The organism is Dysgonomonas sp. 37-18 (genome assembly GCF_001899125.1).
Lineage (GTDB): Bacteria > Bacteroidota > Bacteroidia > Bacteroidales > Dysgonomonadaceae > Dysgonomonas.
The window spans coordinates 66,740-86,648 of the sequence record NZ_MKVC01000040.1; the positions used below are offsets into that span (position 1 = coordinate 66,740).

Consider the following 19,909-nt stretch of genomic DNA (forward strand, 5'->3'; position numbering starts at 1 on the left):
TAATATATAAATTAACTATTTAGTCCATTTCAATCTCAAACTATTACTTACAACACTCACGCTACTTAATGCCATTGCTGCACCGGCTATCATAGGGTTTAATAAGAATCCATTTATTGGATAAAGAACTCCTGCAGCCAAAGGAATGCCAATCAGGTTGTATACAAACGCCCAAAATAAATTTTGGCGAATAGTAGCGATTGTTTGTTTTGATAATTTTATAGCTTCAGATATCTTTGTCAGATCCGAAGAGATAATGGTCATTTTAGCCACATCTATGGCGATATCACTCCCCTTTCCCATCGCAATACTCAAATCCGCCTGTGCTAATGCAGTACTATCATTTATACCATCTCCAACCATAGCCACAACTTTACCCTCTGATTGTAACTGCTTCACAAACTCAGCTTTATCCTGAGGCAAAACTTCTGCATGAAAATGATTTACACCTACTTTTGAAGCTATTTCTTTTGCCGTGGCATAATTATCACCTGTTAGCATATACACTTCTATACCTGAAGATTGAAGCTGTTGTATTGCTGATAAAGATGTGGTCTTTATTTCATCTGTAATAGCTATTAAAGCAATGGCCTTTTTACTGTCAGAAAACCATATCATAGTTTTTAAAGAATGGCTTGAATTTTCCATCTTTTCAAGTAGCACCTTGTCGACAATTACGCCGTTTTCATCGAGGAATTTCTCATTTCCAACAAAATATTTTTCTCCATCAACAAGCCCAATCACACCCTTTCCTGTAATACTCTCAAATTCCCAAATAGGCACTGAAACAATACCAGCCAAATAATTTGTTACAGCATCAGCCAAAGGATGTTCAGATTGTTTTTCTAGGCTATACAAAACATCTTTTTTATTATCATCGCCATTCAGCCAATAAATATCAGTAACAACTGGTTTACCTTCTGTTATGGTTCCGGTTTTATCTAACACTACGACATCTACTTTTTTTGCTAACTCAAGACTTTCGGCATCCTTTATCAATATCCCTTTTTCGGCACCTTTTCCTATTCCAACCATAATAGCTGTAGGTGTAGCCAATCCCAAAGCACAAGGACAGGCAATGATTAACACGGCAACCAATGCTAAGATACCATGAGTAATCCCATCAGAGCCTCCATATATAAACCAAACAGCAAGAGAAAGGAGGGCAATAGACATCACGATGGGAACAAATATACCTGCAATTTTATCTACCAACTTTTGTACAGGGGCTTTACTTCCCTGAGCTTCTTGTACCATCCTGATAATTTGAGCGAGTATTGTATCCGCTCCTACTTTTTCTGCCTGAAACAAAAAAGCCCCTTTCTGATTTATTGTTCCGGCATAAACCTTCTCCCCTTCTTTCTTTAATACAGGTATCGGTTCACCACTAAGCATACTTTCATCAACATAAGATGAACCTTCTATCACCACTCCATCAACAGCGACTTTTTCACCGGGTTTCACAACTATTATATTGCCAATATTTACCTGCTCTATGGGAAGCTCTGTATAATTCCCATTTTCGGAAACTGTAACTGTTTTAGGTTGGAGCCCGATCAGTTTTTTTATCGATGAAGATGTATTCCCTTTGGCTTTTTCCTCTAATAATCGTCCAAGCAAGATAAATGCTATAATAACACAGGCTGCCTCGAAATAAACATGAGGATGGACTCCCCTATCTAGCCAAAATTGAGGAAATAAGGTATTGAAGACACTAAACAGATATGCGACACTTGTACTCAGAGCAACCAATGTATCCATATTAGCCGAACGATGCTTCGCCTGCTTCCATGCGTTGATAAAAAAATCCCTTCCGAGCCAGAATATAACAGGAGTGGAAAGCATCCACATTATTTCATTGGCATACGGAATATCCATAAAGAGCATGCCGATAATAACAACAGGCAGTGAGAAGATAACTGCAAAAATTGTCTTCTTTTTTAAGACATTAAACTTTTTGATATGCATATCTTCTAATACATCAGCCGCAGCATCCTTGTCATCCTCTATTAACAAGTCATATCCTCCATCTTGAACGGCTGTTCGTATTTGCTCAGGGGTAATCACATCTGGTTGGTATTCTACGCTTAGAGTTGCCGTAGCAAAATTGACTGAAGCATTGTTTACACCATTCAACCCTTTCACTATGCTTTCGGCACTAATAGCACAAGAAGCACAACTCATTTGCAATACAGGAAATGTTTTTTTTACTCTATTATCAGTTCTCATAATTGTATTCTTTTGTGGTACAAATATGGAAACAATAGCCTAGAAGGCTGTTATATTATTCCTAGAAAAGTTTATGAGATTTACACCTCATCTAAAGGTTTGCGCTTATTGGTTTTGATCTGTTTAAAATGACTAGGCGTCAGTCCTGTTACTTTTTTGAACTGCGAACTTAAGTGTGCCACACTCGAATAGTTTAACTTAAACGCAATCTCATTCAACGTCAGTTCATCATATACGAGTAGCTCTTTTACCCTCTCTATCTTTTGTGCTATAAAGTATTTTTCAATTGTTGTGCCTTCTATTTCCGAAAAGAGGTTACTAATATAATTATAATCATGATGAAGCTTATCGCTTATATAATCAGATAGATTCACCTTCAGATCATTATTATTATAATGCACCAGTTCTATAATTGCATTCTTGATTTGCTCTATCAGGCGTGCTCTTTTATCGTCTATCAGAGCAAAACCCAAGTCTTCAAGTTTTTTACTCAACGTATCTTTCTGTTCAGGACTTAAACCTCCCGACAAGGTTACTTCACCTAATATAATAGATGCAGGGCTTATTCCGAGTTTTTCAAGTTCGGATTTCACAACCATTATGCAACGATTGCAAACCATATTCTTTATATATAATTTTTCTTCTAACATATCCGCCTCCTAGTTTACTAACTATTTATATACAAAAATAGCACCAAATAATGCAATTATCAATGCTTGTCTTCTATTAGAAAAGGTGACAAAGCAGAAAAATATAACACACTAATAAACAAAATAATACAATCAAAAGGTGACAAAAGTGACAGATTACAACATGTTTTTTAATGTCACTTTATTAATTACCTCTAATTACATAAAAGTTACTTTATATTAGATAATTATAATTATCCAATATAAACAACTGATAGGATTAATAAGACCAAATATAAAAACAAAGAAAAGAATAGTGTGTAAAAAAAGAGCTAGAAGCTATAAAAACTTCTTATAGGAGTTTATCGAAGAGAGGAAGGGCTAAAATAAAACAATTAACTACTTATCATTAATTATTTTAGAAATATCAACATGTTTGAATATTTCTTTAAATATTTTCAGTATCTCCATATATGTTGGTGATAAATTATTTATAGCTTCATAATTATCAAAGATATTATAATCATTCACGTTCATATTCTGAGTTGTTTTTATACTGTAGACTTTTGACATAATATTTTATATTTTATAAAGTTTATAATCCCATCTGTAATAATAGCAAAACAACAAAATAACCCGATCTGAAATTATAAATAGTTCTACTACTATACTCTATAACAAATATACGAATAATATACTTTTTTTACTAATTTTAGGACAACAAAAAGCTTCGAAAAGTTTCGACTCGAAACAAACCAACATCTACATCTATAAAACAATCAATTACAAGACTTTGAAAACGCTATAAGATACGATGCACAAATTAAAAAAGTAAATCATCAGCTCTATATGAAAAAATATAGGATAAGATACCTTTCGCTATCCTATAAAACACCAAAATGATCGAAACCCTATTCGAAACCACGTTATACTCTACTTAATTTATCATCTCCATCTCTAAGCCAAAGCTTCTGCCAATATAGAAATTGGATGTTCACAACGTTTTGTAGTCGACATTTCTATCTGCCACTTACAGGTTTCGCAATCCGTCACTATATAATCATAATCCTCTGCTTCAATTTGGTTAAAGAGAGACTCTCCTATATCTTGCGATGTTTTATAATTTTCTTTCTTGAAACCATAAGTACCGGCTATACCACAACATTGAGAGTCTAATACTTTGAGCTCGATATTCGGAATTAATTTCAACAGCTCTATCGAATAATATGACCAACCCAGCTTCTCCATGTGGCACGGTGTATGATATGCTACCTTTATTCTTTTATCTCCCAACTTCAGATTTGTATCAGATGTACTCAATAACCTGTAGATATAACGTGTAGCAAGCTCAACATGCTCTCTGACATCCTTGGTATCAATTCCCAATAAGTGCGGATATTCATCTCTTATCGTGAAAGTACAGGTAGATGATGTTGCAACCACTGGAATATTTTTCTCCAATATAGATTCACGGATAGATGCAATATTTGTCCTAGCCTGTTTTTTGGCTTGATCAATAAACCCATTAGAAATCAATGCAACTCCGCAACACTTTTCTTTCTTTAGCAACTGTACACCTATTCCCAATGAGTTGAAAACCTTAACCAAATCTTTCCCCAACTGCGGATTATTATAATTGGCATAACAACCATGAAAATAACTCACTTGTTTCGGAAATACCTTTTGTTCATAAGCATGCTTCTTATACCAACCCTCAAATGTACCCAACGAATACTTAGGAAAAGTTCTGCGATGATCTATCTTAAATACAGAATCGAGTACAGACTTTACAGGGCTCAAACCGAGTGTTGCATTCACAATTGGAGCAAATGGAGTAGCAAAGCTACCAACCAGATCCGTATTTGCTAAAATAAAATCCCGAACCTTGGGTTTCTTTTTACTATATTTAATTCTGGCAGATTGTATTATATCGCCAATCTTAACATTCGACGGGCAAGCAACCTCACATCTTTTACAATTGATACAATACTTCAAAGCCTCATCATAAAAATCAGCTTCTTTCAAACGCAAGCGTTCACCATCCGGCCCGGCTTGCTTAGGCCCCGGATAATCGGGATTAACAGCAGCTACAGGACAATAAACAGTACAAACGGTGCATTTTATACATTGTTCAAAGTTGTTTTCACTTATATTATGTTGTTGCAAATTCATAATTCTCCCTATTTATTTTTATTATGCTTTCGGCTATACTTAGTGCACTCAGAATAGACACACCGGCTCCACAGCCTTCTTTTATAGGATTGAATCCTTCGAGGATAGCTCCTGAAACATATAGATTATCCAATGCAGTTCCGTTAAAAAGTCCTCTGAAATTATTATCTATTTTAACACCAAACTGCTGATAACCTTGTGTATCAAACATTTTTGAGCTATACCATTTTTGCCTGTTATCTGAATATGCGACATCCAGGTTAAAAATCGGCTCATATATCCGATCCGATGTGGCAATCAGTCCTTGACTGAAATAGCTTCCGGTAGCCAAAATATAGTTTTTACCCACAAAAGGAATGTCTCCATGATTGAATGAATAAACCCTCTTTATCGTATTATTCTCAATTTCTGCTTTTTTGATACTATCACCAAGCATATAAACTCCCCCCAGCTTCAAAAAATGATCATGAAGATATTGTTGTGTATAAATCCCAACAATAGAAGGCGGCATCGTGGGAATCAGGAAGATTGGTTTATTTACCTCTTTTTGTAAATTCTGAAAGGCTATTGCATTTAGCCCTATACATGCAGGTAAAATAATAGCTTCAGCATCTGCACTTTTATCATTTAATATTTCAGCCACAAGGCTTATATTTCGATCCAAAACCCGAGCAATATTAGTTGATCGCATTTCGGTCGGATTACGCCTGAGATAATCTAAATCGGGAATATCAAACAAATGAATCTCGCTCTCTGTGCCTAGCTTGAAGAATTCATCAGCTATAAACTGCGGATAAAAATCAAGAAAGCCTACAGGATTGAATATCGAAACTTTTTTCCATCTTAGCCTATCAACTTGTTCGCTTGTCGCAAAGCCAAAAGAGGTCAACCATGTTGGCCTTAGTGTCCCCATTGGAGTAATTCTGTAGTGATTCGCATCACCACTCCCAAACATTGGAAGCCCAACATTTGTAAAAAAACTTTCTGCATCAGAAACCAAACGTCGAAATCGTTCTACTCCCAGTTTTGCATAAGGATGGTTGGGCATTTGCTTTATTAAATCAGGCAAAGCGGACAAAGGATTATCCACCGCTGTTCCGTCAGGTAATGCATTCAATAGATCGCACGAACCGGAAGAAAAATGTAAAGCACTTTGTCCGGAAGATACAATAACACAACGTTCCCCCTGTTGAGCCAATTTGATACCACAAATAAGCCCCGACAATCCACCTCCTATTATAATTGTATCAAACTTCATAATATTATTATTTTTCAACTGAATCTAACCCGCACACACCCTGATAAACCCAAGCAGTATATTCGCTTTCACGCAAAGTATCACCCCATGATATAGGATAGATACCCTTCCAACGTTCAGTCAAGAAAGATGACAAATCATCTTTTGCTCTCTTGGTACAAAACCGTTCAGTACTTCGCATTACACCGGATGCCCGACAAGCACAAAGCTCACCTTGGCAAGTCCCCATTCCAATACGTGTTCTTCGTCTTAGATCGACAAGACTTTTCACATTCAATTCATCCAAAGCATATTTTACTTCACCTACCGATACGCCCTCACACTCACAAACCAGACTATTATCTAATTGTGTATTGTCTATGAGCTTTTCAGCTAAGTCTCCATGGCGATATATTGCAGCTTTTCGTTGCGTAGCGGGTAACGAAACTATTTTTTTATTTATTTCTTCTATATTTTCTCGAGATCCCGGCAATCTCTCTTCGGCCGTAGTGCATGGCGACGAAACATTCAACTTCTTACACACAAGGTCTGTTGCCCATTCTGCCATCAAACGATAAGTCATCAGCTTACCTCCCGTTATCGTTATATAACCTTGCAGCCCATCACGTTCGGCATGGTCTAGCAGTACGATACCACGACTAACATTTCGTCCCGTAGGATCATTATCGGATGCAACTAACGGTCTGACTCCGGCATAAGCTCTCAAGATGCGAGTTTGCGCCAATCGTGGGGCAAGCTTTTCTCCTTCCCTTATCAGAATATCAACTTCTTGGGGAGTCACTGTCATGTTATCAATTTCATCGTATGGAATATTCATCGAAGTTGTACCGATCAGAGAAATAGTATCTCCCGGAACCAAGATATCCGAATCGGCAGGTTTTCGGCATCGATTAAGCACCACATTATTAACACGGTGACCAAAAATCAATAGAGAACCTTTGGCGGGTAACATTTTCACTGTAACACCTGCAAATATAGAAATATGCTGTCCCCAAATTCCTCCGGCATTGACAACAATCGAACCGTATATCTTTTTTGTTTCTTTCTCTTTATGATCAAATACCTCTACTCCAATTATGCGATCCTGTTCTCTCAACATCCCTATTACTTCATGGTATGTCAATATCTTTGCTCCATGATCTCTTGCATCTATCATGTTGGATGCCGTCAGACGAAACGGATCTACTGATCCATCCGGAACTTTTACAGCTCCTACTATCGACGGATTGGCAGAGAGCTCGAGTAAGAGTGCTTCTTTTGGATCTATTATATCAGCTCTTATCCCTGCAATGTTACAAGCCTCTACAAATTTTGCCTGATAGTTTATATCATCTTCCGGAAGTGTTAGAAACAAACCATTGGTTTCTTCGATACAATGGCTGGCTATTCGTTTCAATATTATATTTTCTTTGATGCATTCTTCAGCAGACTCTCTATCTGTTACAGCATAACGCGCACCACTATGCAACAATCCATGATTACGTCCTGTAGCACCTGTAGATATATCGTAACGCTCGAGCAAAACAGCATTCAATCCCCTACGGGAGCAATCTCTAGCAACACCCGCTCCGGTAATTCCGCCACCGATGACTATAACATCAAAAACATCTGAAGAATATTTCATAAGAATAACTTTTATGATGATTCACAAATATACGAAACTATTCGAAATACAAAAGAAATATATCGAAACATTTTATAAATAAAATAAGAGGATAGAAATTAAATCTACCCTCTTATTACGATGTTGATATATAAAACTATATATAATTAAAAGACAACTTGAAGCCTGCCTTGAATAGCATTAATAGTTTCTCCTGCAGCTAAAGGGTTTGTATTACCTAAAGAAACATTAGAATAGTCTAATCTTAACATTATATATTTATTTAAATAATAATTTGCGGCAAACGTCCAATCACTCATTCTACCTCCTTTTACCCCTGAGTTTTTATTATCAAGATCGGTATAGTTATACCTCAATGCAAACTCTAAAGACTTCGGTTTTGGAGTACCCATCCTCGCCCAAGAAGATGAATAAGTATAATTGCCACCAATAGCCAAGAAACCGATTTGAGCATAAGCTCCACTGGCTTTATATGCAGGCAGATCATCTTTCCTTTCCACATTACTATGAAAATATTCAGCTTGAAGATACAAAGGGCCATATGCTCCAATGAGTTCCACAGCATATTTAGCCTGATAATCGGCATTTGATATACTCGCCTGAATAAATTTACGCTTTTCTACATTTGTGATCAACGAACTTCCATAGCTGATTACTTTGGGCTTCTGTATACCGTTAGCATCAAATCCATTAGCATCAGCCTTACGGTAAGAACCGGCTAAGCCGATATGGAATATTTTACCATCTTGCTGCAACGGATTAAAGACAACACGACCTGTTGCCGAATATCCATCATCTCCTTCAATGGAATTAGTCATAGAATCTCCATCTGCAAATGCTCCTATGCCTACCCATGCATATTTATTCCAACCGATATACTCAACTCCCAGTTTTCTTCCCGGAGAGAAAGCAAACGATGTAGCATTGGCTGTAATAAACTTGATGTTAGCAGAACTCTCCATATGATCGATACCAAATGGTTCGGCAAAATGTCCACCTCTAACATAAGATGTTTTATTCAGATTATACTGCAAGAAAATATCCTTATAACCTACTTTCCCTCCGGCAAATCCGAGATCAACTTTCATATCGAAACTTTTATATTTCGCTTTCAGTCCTAACCGGACATCTGACATAGCTACCCCATTACTTAGGTCTGTTCCGTCTTCTATATAAGTTGCTCCGTCAAAATAAAAACGACCCATTGGAGTTATTTTCACGGTCTCGTCTGCGATTTTCACATCCACAGATTGGGCAAACAACGAAGAGAATGCAAACAGAGAAAGAGCAGCCAATATAGTTAATCTACAACTAGACATGGCTATTGTTTCTTATTGGTTTTATTAACTTTCACGCCCCATTCCTGAGTAGTATATTTATAGTTTCCTTCGGGAACATCGTTACAATAAACAATAACACAATTAGGATCTTTATCCCAATATTGTTTTACTGTCATACCTTCCATATTTCCGGCATGTTCTTTTTCTATCTTCACATTATCAGGGTTAACCATTAACTTCAATCCTACGGACTCATCCATCATTTCCATATCACCACGGCTATTACCACCAACGATAATCGGACGAGCTTTTATAAACGTGTGAATAGTTTCAGCTTTACCCCAATCCTGAGGTGTTGGCAATACTAATTCGTCTGTTGTCTTTCCATTTCTTACAGCAGATTTCACTCCGATAATACGGTCTACAGGAATACCTAGCTGTTCGTGAACAAAGCGTTGATATAAAAACTCGGGAGATGCAGTCAATACCCATATTTCGATTCCATACTCTTGTAGATTTGCCAAGAACTCTTTCATCTCAGGATAGAACTTTCCTTGAAATTTTTCGTGATAGCAATCATTCCCTATTGTAGATATTTCGTCTGGAGATAATCCAGCAAAAAATCTCACACGCTTTTGCACATAAGCGATTCCCACGTTATCTTTTCCATGAAGCATATCATCTACAATTGCCATTTTTTCTTTTGCTTCTTTGTCTGTTCTGTTTCCATAAGTTTTTTGTGCAAAACCGAAAAGAGCTTCGTCCGCCAGATAATAAGGGACCTGACCAAACAGTGTACCATCGCAGTCAAATATGGCTACTTTGCGTTCTTTCATAGGAATCGTAGAGTTCAAAAAGCTCTCAATACGATCGTTAGCTTCTTTCGGCCAGCCTTTTATATAACGGTATGTTTGAGCCGTTAAAGCGAACGAAGAAGTCAAAATCATCACTACCGCAAGACATAATGCCTTACGCATAAAATTAATCTTTTTCATAACTTAGTAATTTAAAAAGGTTTTAACAACTAGATTTTGGTATTAGACATAGTTTCTACTTGATTAATAAATATAGTCCCGAAGCTAGAGCAGCACCAACTATCGGCCCGAGAACAGGTATCCAAGAGTAGCCCCAGTCGCTATCTCTTTTATTTTTTATAGGTAGTATTGCATGTGCGATACGTGGCCCAAGGTCACGTGCCGGATTAATAGCATATCCCGTAGTTCCCCCTAATGACATACCTATAGATACTATAACCAACGATACCGGAAGCGGTCCATCTATTTGTGCACCGCCGACCATCAACACCCCAAACATGAGGACGAATGTTCCGATTACTTCACTGATAAAATTATAAGTATAAGCCTTTATTGCAGGACCCGTACAGAATACCGCTTTTTTAGCATTTGGATTTTCTTCAGCATCGAAATGAGGCTTATACATCAGAAAAACTAAAGATGCACCAAGTATAGCACCCAACATCTGCGCTACTATATACCCGATTACACTCCCTTTGAAACTGCCTGCAATTGCCAAGCCTATAGTAAGAGCCGGATTAAGATGGGCCCCCGAATATGGAGCAGAAATAAAAGCAGCAACAAAAACAGCCAAGCCCCAACCGAAAGAAATCACAACCCAACCGGAACTATTACCCAATGTCTTCTTGAGATTAACATTTGCACAAACACCTGCACCCAATAAAATGAGTATAGCTGTGCCTATAAATTCGAATCAAATATCTTGTCCCATGGTATATAGATTAGAATATTATCTCACCCACGATTGGGCACGGTAAACAGCTTCAGACCATTTTTTCTTAGCCAAATGCATATCAATTTTAAGATCAGGCTCGAATTTAGTATCAATATGCCATTGTTTCTTTATCTCCCCTACATTCTCCCAATAGCCAACAGCAAGCCCGGCAAGGTAAGCAGCCCCCAGAGCGGTGGTTTCGGTAGTTTGAGGACGAATCACTGTTTGCCCAAGCACATTAGCCTGAAATTGCATCAGTAAATTATTCTTAGCAGCGCCACCATCTACTCTGAGCTCTTTAAGCCCTACGCCTGCATCCAAGATCATTGCATTGATTACATCCATAGTCTGATAAGCAATACCTTCAAGTGCAGCACGAGCAATATGTGCAGAAGTAGTTCCTCGCGATATTCCAACAATTGTACCCCGTGCATATTGATCCCAATAAGGAGCCCCCAAGCCAGTTAAAGAAGGCACGAAATATACATCTCCATTGTCTTTAACCTGTGTAGCCAATTCCTCTATTTCGGAAGAAGAGTTTATAATTTTAAGGCCATCCCTGAGCCATTGTACTATTGCTCCACCAACGAAAATACTTCCTTCGAGAGCATAAGTTGTTTTTCCATCCAACTGCCATGCTATCGTAGATATTAAATTATTTTTTGAAACAACGGGTTTATCCCCTGTATTCATCAAGATGAAACATCCTGTTCCGTATGTATTCTTCACCATTCCTTGTTCAAGGCACATTTGCCCAAATAGTGCGGCTTGCTGATCGCCGGCAATACCCGAAATAGGAACTTTGGAAGCAAAAATTGTAGTTCTCGTATGTCCATACACCTCACTGGAAGCACATACCTTAGGCATCATGCTCACCGGTATGTTAAACAACTCGAGAAGATCATTATCCCATTGCAAAGTATGAATATTGAACAACATTGTACGTGAAGCATTCGAAACATCAGTTACATGTACCGAACCCCTTGTTAATTGCCATACAATCCAAGTATCAACCGTACCGAACACCAATTTTCCTTTTTCTGATTTTTCTCTCGCCCCCTGAACATTATCCAGTATCCATTTTACTTTTGTAGCACTGAAGTATGCATCAACAATCAGGCCTGTTTTTTCTTTGATAACAGGAAGTAGCCCTTCATTTTTCAGAGCATCGCAATACTCGGATGTTCTTCGGTCTTGCCATACAATAGCATTGTATACGGGCTCTCCTGTTTCACGATCCCAGACAATGGTAGTTTCGCGCTGATTGGTAATTCCGATTCCTGCGATATTCGTACCATTGATTCCAATTTTTGTAATAGCTTCAGCAGCTACGGCAGCTTGCGAAGCCCATATTTCGAGAGGGTCATGTTCTACCCAACCACTCTGTGGAAAAATTTGCGGAAACTCCTTCTGGGCTACAGAGCATATCTCCCCCTTGCGATTGAAGACGATAGCCCTTGAGCTGGTAGTACCGGCATCAAATGATAAAATGTATTTCTGTTCCATGGTATATTAGTTATATGATTAGTTTTTCTGCTATCATTCCATATGCTAAGGTATATAATTCGGCTTATAGTCTACTAATAAATAATGCTGAGCCAGTTCCACAAATTCACGAACTTGTATCGCCTCCCACTCCTTATCTTTGTCCATCTCTATAGCCATAATCGATGCAACTTGTGGAGCCATATCAATTGCTGCACGTGCATCTAAAAACAAAATTCTAAAACGTCTTGCAAGTACATCTTCTACAGTCAAAGCCATTTCTTCTCGAACAGCCCACAGAACCTCAGCCACCGTATAATCATAATCGGGATGTAATTTTTCGGCAAATTTCAGAGATTGGTTCTGAAGCTTAACGATCTTATCAATATCACTTCCGTAAACATAGTTAAAGTTGGATCTGTCTACCTTTTCCTTGTATCCATGTATTCGCAGATCTTTGGTAACACACTCTTTGCGAGGCAATCCCCCTATAGTAATACCTTTATCAACAACATCCTGAGCCATATCTCTATAGGTAGTCCACTTACCACCTGTAATAGTAATGAGTCCACTATCTGATATTACAATTTTGTGGCTTCTTGATATTTCTTTTGTTTTCTTACCGTCAGATTCCTTTTTAGGCGCAGCCAAAGGTCTCAAACCAGCAAAGACAGAAAGGACATCGTCCCGTGTTGGCTTCTTCGCTAAATATTCTCCGGCAGTTCTCAGAATAAACTCTATCTCCTCTTCCAATGCCTGAGGTTCAAGAACAAACTCTTTTAATGGAGTGTCTGTTGTACCTAAAACAACCTTATCGTGCCATGGCACACCAAACAGAACACGTCCATCACTCGTTTTTGGGATCATTATTGCTGTATCTCCTCCTAAAAATGATTTATCTACAACAAGATGGACACCCTGACTCGGACGAACTATATTGTCTTTTTCCGGAGCATCCATCTTCATTAAGCCATCCACAAATATTCCGGTAGCATTCACCACAACTTTTGCTTTTAGCGAATATGGCTGCTTACCTATTTCATCATAAACATTTACTCCTGATATTTTGCCAGAATCATCCTTTATCAAATTGGTCACTTTAGCATAATTAATAACAACTGCACCTTGTTCAGTTGCAGTCTGCATCAAGTTGATCCCCATACGAGAGTCATCAAACTGACCATCATGATAAACAACACCTCCTCTTAGTCGAGTCTTATTTATTTGAGGTATCTCACATTCTACAGCCTTCTTTGTCATTGGCAAAGAACGCCCCAAACCTCTCTTCCCAGCCAACAGATCATAAATGGTAAGACCAATTGTATAAAATGGCTTTTCCCACCATTTATAATTTCCGATGATAAAACGCTGATCTTTCACAAGATGTGGAGCATTCTTTTTCATCAGACCTCTTTCGCGAAGAGCCTCAACAACCAAACTCACATCTCCTTGTGCCAAATAACGCACACCACCATGCACAAGTTTTGTACTGCGGCTGGAAGTGGCTTTTGTAAAATCAGCCTGCTCCAACAGCACAACCTTGAACCCTCGTGAAGCAGCATCAACTGCAGCACCAAGCCCGGTTGCTCCGCCTCCGACAACAACAAAATCCCATATTAGAGATTTATCTGCTATTTGTTTTATATAATCATCTCGTTTCATTGTATCACATCTATATACACACAAAATTAATTAAGAGTTTGAAATAAACAAATAAATTCGAAACTTTTTTATTATAATTCGGAGTTATTTATAGTTAATTCGAAATAAAAACATACAATTACGAAATGAAATACATATAACAAAATAAAAAACTTAACAATAAAGATGCAAGGCATATTACATAAACAATAGAAATATTTATACCTTTGCAGCAAGATCTAACAACTAATTAGCAAATAATATGGGAAATATAGCTAAGCGACATAAATATATACTGGAGCAACTTAAAGAAGACGGATATGTAAAAGTTCTGGACTTAAGCGAAAAACTGGGAGTTTCGGAAGTTACGATACGAAAAGATTTAAAGTTTCTCGAAAGCAAAAAAATGTTATATCGTAATCATGGAAGTGCCAGTAGTCTCAGTTCAATTATATCAGACAAACATATAGATGTGAAAGAAAAGCTGAATATGGATGAAAAATCATCGATAGCAAAAGCAGCAAGTAAATTATTGGAGCCAAACGATAAAATTATAATAGCATCGGGAACAACCCTACTCGCTTTCGCAAACGAAATAAATGCCAGCGAAGGTATTACTGTAATCACATCTTCGGTAAAAGTTTCATTAAGCTTATGCTACAACCCGAATATTGAGATCATTCAATTGGGAGGCATTATGAGAAAAAACTCGGTATCAGTGATTGGACACTATGCTGAAAACATACTGGAAAGCCTCTCCTGCAACAAGCTATTCTTGGGGGTAGACGGAATTGATCTCGATTACGGACTGACAACCAGCGACATGAGCGAAGCTAGAATCAATCAGCAAATGATAGATGCCGCACAAAAAATTATTGTACTTACAGACTCGTCAAAATTTGGAAGAAGAGGGTTTTGTAAAATATGTGATTTAAATAAAATACATCACATCATTACAGACAAAAACGCACCGGCCCATATAATTGAGATGATGAGAGAAAGAGAAATAGAAGTAACCCTTGTCTAAACTAACATTTAATATTGAGTTCGAGCAATACGTTTCTTATTTGCTCATAGGTAGTTATACGTGTAGGAACTAAAGGCAGACGAAGTTTATTTTGAATATAACCCATCATATTGAGCATACATTTTACTCCTGCAGGATTTCCATCCACGAAAAGAAGGTTGAATAGCTCGTTGAAACTATGATGTATAGTCAAAGCACTGGCATAATCACCTTCAAGTGCCAAACGAGTCATACGACTAAATTCGCGAGGGAATGCATTGCCAATCACTGATATGACACCAACAGCGCCGAGGGTTATCAAAGGAAAAGTAACCCCATCATCACCTGATATCACATCAAAATGTTCGGGCTTACGCTTTATGATATCATCCATCTGAGTCATATTTCCGGAGGCTTCTTTTACCGCAACAATATTTCTGAACTCATTAGCAATACGCAATGTTGTATCAGCCGTCATATTAACCCCTGTCCGTCCCGGAACATTATAAGCTATAATAGGCAGGGAAGATGCTTCCGAGATAGCTTTATAATGCTGATATATACCTTCCTGCGATGGTTTGTTATAGTAAGGAACTACCGAAAGGATACCATCTATGCCGGCATAATCATTTTTCTTTAACTTATCGACAATGGCACGTGTATTATTTCCACCTTCTCCTATAATAACAGGAATTTGACCGTTGACTTTATTTACCACCAATTCGACAATCTGTTTTTTTTCTCCTTCGGTCAATGTTGGGGTTTCTGCTGTTGTACCAAGTACAACCAGATAATCAGTTCCATTTTGCAACTGATAATCAACAAGCCGAAGCAGGGCATCATAATCGACACTCTCATCTTCTTTAAAAGGAGTAATTAAAGCAACTCCCATTCCTCTCAGATTTATCCTGGACATAAAGTCAATCTTTATCTTTAGAAAAGTGTATATCTCTTTTCAGTTTGTGCAAAATTAAGAATTAATTTACACCCTATAGCACTTTGCTCAGGTAATTTTTTATTTGCTGATAAGTTTCCTGTAGATTCATTTCATCAGTTTTGAGCACCAGAAAGTCATAGTAAGGCTGATCCGGCTTTGTAATACCGATACTAAATTCAGAAGAATTATGGGCCAACAGATATTCATAAACCTTACTTTCGGTAGTAGTCAAGTCAATAAGCGTATCATATTCCAATACCTTGAATTCATTCAAGACGGATGGAGCAAGTATCTGAAGGAAAGACATTTCCTGAGGATGAATAATTCTCACATTCGCCGGAAATATTGTATTCCCCGGAGCCTTCTTTGTAGATTGATACGTCCACAAGACAACTTTTTTACCATTTGCTGCTAAATCTTTTGATATAGCATCTATAGCCGACCAATCGTTATATGAGAACAGAATAAGTACACTTTTCATGCTCTCTAAATTTCGGAAAGCATGTTTTCTTTTATTATCTCGGAAAGCAGAATTTATTTTCCATTTTACTAAAAAATCAAACATAATAATTTTGTTGTGTTAGATATCATAATAAACCAGCAGTCGTATATTTCGTTTTCAACCGGGAAAAATAAATTCTGCTTCTATTACTTTTTATAATTTTCTGGCACCATCACTGATCACCACATCGTATACCTTCGGCTTGATTCTGAACTTTTGCTCATAGCTTTCGGTAGCACGTTTGATGAAATCATCATGAAGCTCATTTTTCACAAGATTGATAGTGCAACCACCAAAGCCACCTCCCATCACACGAGATCCGGTTACGCCACACTGACGTGCGATATCATTTAGGAAGTCAAGTTCTTCGCAGCTAACTTCATACTTACGGCTAAGCCCGATATGCGTTTCGTACATTTTCTTACCAACGGTTTCGTAATCACCTCTTTCCAAAGCATCACACGCTTCGCTCATACGTTGAATTTCTTCGATAACGAATTCGGCACGCATGTAATCTTCGGCACTAACTTCGTTAGCCACTTCTTTCAACATGTCGATTGTAGCATCACGCAATAACTGCACTTCAGGATGATACTTACGAATGTATGATGCCGCATTTTCGCACGATTCGCGACGTTTGTTATAAGCAGAGGAAGCCAACTCATGTTCTACGCAAGTATTTAACAACACCAAACGGTATCCTTCCGGATTGAACGGAATATATTTATATTCAAGAGAGCGACAATCTAGGCGAATTAATGATCCGGCCTTACCAAAACAAGACGCGAACTGATCCATAATACCACATTTGACTCCTACATAATTGTGCTCTGTAGCTTGCCCTATTTTGGCTAGTTGAAAACGGTCTAAGCCAAGATTATACATATCATTGATCGCAAACCCGAAACAACTTTCCAAAGCTGCTGACGAAGACATTCCTGCTCCGAGAGGCACATCACCGGCAAACACGCAGTCAAAACCTTGAACTTGTTTTCCTAGCTTCATTATTTCGTGACATACGCCGAAGATATATTTCCCCCATTGTTTGATCGGAATATCATCTAGTCCGAACTCATCCATTTCAGACAAGTCCATAGCGTATGCTTTAATACGGTCGGGCGTTCCATTGGGCTTGATCACACAATACATGGCTTTGTCGATTGCTCCCGGCAACACAAATCCGCCATTGTAGTCTGTATGTTCACCAATAAGGTTGATACGCCCCGGCGATGTATACATTGTACCTTCAGTTCCGAATAGCGATTTAAATTTTTCTTTTAATAAATTTAGCTCCATGGTCGATTTTAATTATTTAGGGTTTATACAAAAAATTATTCCAACATTTTGAGAAAATCATCTTCATTAATAATAGGAATACCCAGACTTTTCGCTTTCTCGAGTTTAGCAGGCCCCATATTGTCACCGGCTAAGACATAATTAGTTTTTGAAGATATAGAACCGCTGTTCTTACCTCCATTCTGTTCTATCATACTCTTGTATTCATCGCGGGAATATTTTTCGAAAGTCCCGCTAATTACGATTGACAAGTCTTTCAGTTTTTCTGTTCTCTGGGCAATAATAGATTCACTAAGCTCAAATTGCAATCCAAATGTACGAAGTTTATTTATGACTTCAAGATTGTTAGGATTACTAAAATATTTAACGATGCTTTGAGCTATCCGATCACCAATTTCATCAACCTGTGTCAAGTCTTCTATTGTAGCGGCTTGTAACAAGTCGATATCAGGAAAAGCCAATGCTAGTTTTTTCGCTACGGTTTCGCCGACATAACGGATACCCAAAGCAAAAAGCACTCTTTCGTAAGGTACGGATACCGATGCATGAATGCTATCTATTAGATTCTTGGCACTCTTCTCAGCCCAACGCTCAAGACGAGAGACATCCTGCCACTTTAGTGTATATAGGTCTGCAATATTTCGAATATATCCGGCATTGTAGAGATGTTCTACAGTCTCTGTTCCTCCGGCAATATTCATCGCTTTTCGGGTCAGAAAGTGTTCGATACGCCCTTTTATCTGAGGTGGGCATGACACGTCGTTGGGGCAATAATATATAGCCTCTCCTTCATCTTTGACAAGAGGTGTACCACATTCGGGACAATCTTTTATAAACTCGACTTTAGCATCAAATATATTTCTTTGGGCAACATCTACCCCGGTGATCTTAGGTATTATTTCTCCTCCTTTTTCTACATAAACCTGATCATTGATATGTAAATCAAGAGAGTTAATATAATCTTCGTTATAAAGTGACGCTCGCTTAACGGTAGTTCCTGACAGCTTTACCGGTCTAAGGTTGGCCACAGGTGTAACAGCTCCTGTTCGCCCCACCTGATATGAGACAGACTCTAGCGTTGTAACAGCCTGCTCTGCCTGAAACTTGAAGGCAATAGCCCAACGAGGAAACTTAGAGGTAAAGCCTAGATTCTTTTGCTGTGTCAGCGAATTTACTTTAAGGACTATTCCATCTGTAGCTACAGGCAGGTTTTTACGCTCCTTATCCCAATAGTGTATATATGCGAATATTTCGTCTAAAGTCTTACACTTCTTGGTTGCATCCGAAATTTTAAAGCCCCATTCCTTCGCTTTCATCAGATTTTCGTAATGTCCGTCAGTAGGCAATTCTTCTCCTAACAAATAGTAGAGATAAGAGTCAAGCTTACGTGAAGCCACTATTTTAGGGTCTTGCTGCTTAAGTGTTCCTGATCCGGCATTACGCGGATTAGCAAAAAGGGCTTCTTCCTGTTCGGCTCTTTCCTTATTTATTTGATCAAACACAGACCACGGCATCAGAATCTCTCCTCTGATTTCAAACTCGGCAGGATAATCTGTTCCATGCAATCGCAAAGGAATACTACGAATAGTACGCACATTAGCTGTCACATCATCACCCTGCACACCATCGCCACGTGTAACGGCCTGAGTTAACTGACCGTTGATATATGTAAGAGAAATAGATGTTCCATCGTACTTTAATTCACATACAATTTCGAAATCATCATTCAACCCTTTCTTTACCCGATTGTAAAAATCTGTAATTTCTGCCTCTGTATATGTATTTCCCAACGATAACATGGGATATTTATGAGGGACTTGTTTGAATGATTTATTAATATCGCTGCCAACACGTTGACTCGGAGAATTAGGATCGAAATACTCAGGATATTGAGTTTCCAAATCGGTCAATTCTTTTAATTTCTTATCAAATTCAAAATCTGAAATAGTTGGTGCTGAAAGTACGTAATAGTCGTAATTATGTTTGTTCAACTCTTCCCGAAGAGTATCAATTTGGTGCTTTATATGATCCATTATTTCGTTAAAATCGTAAATACAAATATAAAAAGAAATAGGTTGAAAATGTGCAAAATTAGATATTT

The 19,909-nt window shown here is 38.0% G+C and carries 16 protein-coding genes; 1 reads left to right on the plus strand and 15 read right to left on the minus strand.

The features are described 5' to 3' along the window. Positions 1-15: 15 nt before the first annotated feature. The 11 genes from BGO84_RS14540 to BGO84_RS14590 form a co-directional block, all read right to left on the minus strand. Positions 16-2,229, minus strand: a complete 2,214-nt coding sequence (locus tag BGO84_RS14540) for a heavy metal translocating P-type ATPase (protein WP_291030269.1) — start codon at positions 2,227-2,229, stop codon at positions 16-18. An 80-nt stretch (positions 2,230-2,309) separates the two neighbouring features. Then, on the minus strand, positions 2,310-2,879 hold the full coding sequence (locus BGO84_RS14545; protein ID WP_291030271.1) for an AraC family transcriptional regulator: 570 nt from the start codon (positions 2,877-2,879) through the stop codon (positions 2,310-2,312). Positions 2,880-3,257: 378 nt separating this feature from the next. Beyond that, entirely contained in the window at positions 3,258-3,431 is a 174-nt protein-coding gene (locus BGO84_RS14550) for a hypothetical protein (protein WP_167755419.1), read from the minus strand. Between the two features lie 384 nt (positions 3,432-3,815). After that, positions 3,816-5,030 carry an anaerobic glycerol-3-phosphate dehydrogenase subunit GlpC gene (gene glpC, locus BGO84_RS14555; RefSeq protein ID WP_291030273.1) on the minus strand — a complete coding sequence of 405 codons (1,215 nt, stop codon included), beginning with the start codon at positions 5,028-5,030 and terminating at the stop codon, positions 3,816-3,818. Continuing rightward, entirely contained in the window at positions 5,011-6,288 is a 1,278-nt protein-coding gene (glpB, locus tag BGO84_RS14560; protein WP_291030275.1) for a glycerol-3-phosphate dehydrogenase subunit GlpB, read from the minus strand. The genes glpC and glpB overlap by 20 nt, the downstream gene beginning before the upstream one ends. A 7-nt stretch (positions 6,289-6,295) precedes the next feature. Next, positions 6,296-7,912: an anaerobic glycerol-3-phosphate dehydrogenase subunit A gene (gene glpA / locus BGO84_RS14565; protein WP_291030276.1), complete on the minus strand. Its 1,617-nt coding sequence runs from the start codon at positions 7,910-7,912 to the stop codon at positions 6,296-6,298. A gap of 146 nt (positions 7,913-8,058) precedes the next feature. Further along, complete coding sequence (locus tag BGO84_RS14570; protein WP_291030277.1) at positions 8,059-9,231, minus strand: porin; 1,173 nt, start codon at positions 9,229-9,231, stop codon at positions 8,059-8,061. Between the two features lie 2 nt (positions 9,232-9,233). After that, positions 9,234-10,187 (minus strand): haloacid dehalogenase-like hydrolase, encoded by a 954-nt coding sequence (locus BGO84_RS14575; RefSeq protein ID WP_135104054.1) that lies wholly within the window; start codon positions 10,185-10,187, stop codon positions 9,234-9,236. A 55-nt stretch (positions 10,188-10,242) separates the two neighbouring features. Then, on the minus strand, positions 10,243-10,911 hold the full coding sequence (locus BGO84_RS14580) for an MIP/aquaporin family protein (RefSeq protein WP_291030549.1): 669 nt from the start codon (positions 10,909-10,911) through the stop codon (positions 10,243-10,245). Between the two features lie 45 nt (positions 10,912-10,956). Next, positions 10,957-12,447, minus strand: coding sequence for a glycerol kinase GlpK (glpK, locus tag BGO84_RS14585; protein ID WP_291030279.1), 1,491 nt, complete (start codon positions 12,445-12,447; stop codon positions 10,957-10,959). Between the two features lie 45 nt (positions 12,448-12,492). Beyond that, positions 12,493-14,088 carry a glycerol-3-phosphate dehydrogenase/oxidase gene (locus BGO84_RS14590; protein WP_291030281.1) on the minus strand — a complete coding sequence of 532 codons (1,596 nt, stop codon included), beginning with the start codon at positions 14,086-14,088 and terminating at the stop codon, positions 12,493-12,495. A gap of 241 nt (positions 14,089-14,329) precedes the next feature. Between BGO84_RS14590 and BGO84_RS14595 the strand changes: the two genes are divergently transcribed. Continuing rightward, positions 14,330-15,094, plus strand: a complete 765-nt coding sequence (locus BGO84_RS14595) for a DeoR/GlpR family DNA-binding transcription regulator (RefSeq protein WP_006842690.1) — start codon at positions 14,330-14,332, stop codon at positions 15,092-15,094. Between the two features lies 1 nt (position 15,095). Here the strand turns inward: BGO84_RS14595 and dapA are convergent, their stop codons facing one another. The 4 genes from dapA to ligA form a co-directional block, all read right to left on the minus strand. Further along, positions 15,096-15,989 (minus strand): 4-hydroxy-tetrahydrodipicolinate synthase, encoded by an 894-nt coding sequence (gene dapA / locus BGO84_RS14600; RefSeq protein WP_252636471.1) that lies wholly within the window; start codon positions 15,987-15,989, stop codon positions 15,096-15,098. Positions 15,990-16,062: 73 nt separating this feature from the next. Further along, entirely contained in the window at positions 16,063-16,491 is a 429-nt protein-coding gene (locus BGO84_RS14605) for a hypothetical protein (protein ID WP_291030283.1), read from the minus strand. Between the two features lie 174 nt (positions 16,492-16,665). Then, positions 16,666-17,808, minus strand: coding sequence for a galactokinase (gene galK, locus BGO84_RS14610; protein ID WP_135104048.1), 1,143 nt, complete (start codon positions 17,806-17,808; stop codon positions 16,666-16,668). A gap of 35 nt (positions 17,809-17,843) precedes the next feature. Next, a complete protein-coding gene (ligA, locus tag BGO84_RS14615; protein WP_283686498.1) occupies positions 17,844-19,841 on the minus strand; it encodes an NAD-dependent DNA ligase LigA in 1,998 nt (665 codons plus the stop codon). Between the last annotated feature and the right edge of the window lie 68 nt (positions 19,842-19,909).